Origin of the sequence: uncultured Campylobacter sp., assembly GCF_963517995.1 — a bacterium.
Lineage (GTDB): Bacteria > Campylobacterota > Campylobacteria > Campylobacterales > Campylobacteraceae > Campylobacter_A.
The window spans coordinates 1-2,670 of record NZ_CAUQHQ010000207.1; the positions used below are offsets into that span (position 1 = coordinate 1).

3 protein-coding genes are annotated in these 2,670 nt (G+C 47.4%); all 3 read right to left on the reverse strand.

Going from position 1 to position 2,670, the window contains the following annotated elements; genetic code table 11:
- Positions 1-1,355, reverse strand: a 1,355-nt coding sequence (locus RYL88_RS12615) for a DEAD/DEAH box helicase (RefSeq protein WP_314991776.1), incomplete at its 3' end; no start/stop codon positions are given.
- Positions 1,356-1,446: 91 nt separating this feature from the next.
- Positions 1,447-1,734: a hypothetical protein gene (locus tag RYL88_RS12620; RefSeq protein WP_314991777.1), complete on the reverse strand. Its 288-nt coding sequence runs from the start codon at positions 1,732-1,734 to the stop codon at positions 1,447-1,449.
- A gap of 9 nt (positions 1,735-1,743) precedes the next feature.
- On the reverse strand, positions 1,744-2,670 hold a 927-nt coding region (locus tag RYL88_RS12625; RefSeq protein ID WP_314991779.1), incomplete at its 5' end, for a DNA methyltransferase.

The following is a 2,670-nucleotide window of genomic DNA, read 5'->3' on the forward strand; positions in this document are numbered from 1 at the left end:
ACGCTCGGGTTATATTCGCTTTTTTCTCGGCTTACGCGCTTGATCTCGCTTAGCACTAGCTCGCGCGTTTGCTCCAAACAGCCCTCGATCATTTTGTAAAATTCAGCCTCTTTGCGGCGGATATTTGCTAGCACGTTTGCCTCGGCTTCGCTCGTGATGATATAGCAGGTCACTTCTCGCGTTTGGCCGTAGCGATAAACGCGGCGCAAGCTTTGGAAAAATCCCTCAAAGCTATCCGATAGCGAGGCGTAGATCACGTTTGCGCAGTATTTTTGCCAGTTCATGCCAAAGCCTGCGATCTTGGGTTTTGTGATGAGGCATTTTATTTTGCCGTTTGCAAAATCGCTCATCGCGCGCGCCTTAAACTCGTCGCTATCGCTTCCCTTGATCTCCACGCTATCGGCCACTAGCTTTTTGAGCATCGCGCCCTCGTCGTTTAGCTCGCACCAAATCAAAAAATTATCGTTTGACGCATTACAGATCTCGGCCACTTTTTCGCATCTTTGCTCTAAGCTATCTTTTTTGGCTTGCCTGCGCTCTTGCAAGGTTTGCGCAGCGATCGCAAAAAGCGAGTCCTTGCTTTGGCTTTCAACTTCGACGTGTTGCATTTTTAGCGGCGGTAGCTTAAATTTAGCGTCCTCTTCGGCGCTATACCCCAGATCGGATGGTTTTGTAAAAAATACCGCCCACGAGCTGATAAATTTCCAAAACGGCTTAACTGCGTGGCCTTTTAGTATCCATTCGGACGTATCGCCGCCGTCGTGCACGAAATACATCGAGAGCATTTCGGACAAGCTCATCACGTTTAAAAACTCCGTATGATTGCCTAGCTCCGTGTAGTCGTTAGGGCTTGGAGTGGCCGAGCATGCGAGCTTATAAGGCGTGTGTTTGTAGTTTTCGATGATTAAATTTCGCGTGGCCGAGGTATAGCTTTTTAGCCTTGAGCTCTCGTCCAGGACTAGCGCGACAAACGCATCCGGGTCAAATTTATCCAACTTTTCATAGTTGGTAATGTTTAACCCGTTTATCACGTCGTCCGCGCTTTCGCAAAATTTAACGTCGTAGCCTAGGATATGTTTTATCTCCTCGATACTTTGAAATGCAACGGCAAGAGGCGTCACGATCATCACGGGCGCACGCTCTTTTTGCCAAATTTGATAAGCCCACTCGCCTTGCATCGCGGTTTTGCCGCTGCCCGTCATCGCAAATATCGCAAAATGCCCTTTTTTAAGCGCGAGATAGACGAGATCCTTTTGATAATCAAACAGCGCGCCGTTTAGCTCGTCTCGCGATACTTCGATGCTTTTAAAGCTCGCGAGTTTTTGTTTCGTCTTTAAAAAGTCCTCATATTGCATAAATTTTCCTTATCTCTAGGTTGCGAGTAGCAACCTTAGTCTTTAGCATTTGGTTCTTTAGCGGCGATTTATTCGTCGCACTAAAAGAACGTTAAATAATACAATTCTTGAAAAAGTCGGGCATTGAGCGGATTTTGCCGTTTTCGTTTAATGTGGCGATAATCTCAAAATGCTCATGCTCGTCCAAACATCCGATCGCTTTTCTCATCGCTTCGCGCCTTGCGTTTTCTAGCTCTTGTTTTAGGACGCTTATGTCTTCGCCCGATCTCTTTGCTTTGAAAAATGCCATTTGAAGCGCGCTATATCGCCTAATCTCGGGCTTGCACGCGTTTTTAACTTTGCTTGCGTAGAAGTCTTGAATTTCTTTTGCCCTATCCACTGCCGGCCTTTAAAAAAGCGATCCTTGGGCGCGTTCTCGCAAGGCTAGCTCACAGTTTTTCGCCGCGACGTTAAAATAAGAGCTCTTTAGCTCAATGCCTATTCCCTTGCGGTTCATTTTTAGAGATTGATAAACCTCGCTACCGATACCCAGAAACGGAGTAAATACGACGTCGCCCTCGTTCGTCCATAGCTGAAGCGCGCGCTCTATAACGTCAAGCTGGAGCGGGCAAATATGTTTCTCGTCCTCGTCGTCGCGGCTGCCTTTTAGGCTTAGCGTGTTGCTTGGGTTGATGTCCATCCAAACCGGGCTCGCGTATCTTTGCCATACTTCGATACTCCCGCGGTTTAGGTTGCCTTTTTCTTCGTCAAATTTAGACGCGATCGGCGCACCGTCGCCACAGTAGTATTTTAGCCCGCCCTCGATCGGCTCGGCGTTTATGCCCGGCTTTCTCATCGTGACGAGGTAGTCGGGTATCCCTTGGCGGCTCATCGCGCTATCTTTTACGAGCTGCTTATGAAGCAGGCCGAGCGCCTTGGTGCGTTGCTGAGCGATTACGGGATCTTTCCAAATACAAACTTCAGAGTGAAAAATAAAGCCCACGCTCTCAAAAAGTCGTATCAGCTCGCCCCTAAAATCGCGAATTCCGATAAAACCGTCTCTAACCTTTGAAGTCGGCAAATTCATGCAATGAAAACTCATAAGCCGCCCGCTTTTTAGGATGCGAAATAGCTCTTTTGCTAAAAACGCAAAATGCTCCATAAATTCGCCCTTTTCTGAGTTGCCCATATCTCGATCGGAATTTGAATAAGTGTAAAGGCTATCAAACGGCGGCGAGTAAATGATATACCCTACGCTCTCATCGTTTAGAGCCTTAACGACCTCGCAGCTGTCGCCGTTATAAATGGCGTAATCATTCGCTACGACTTGATTTAT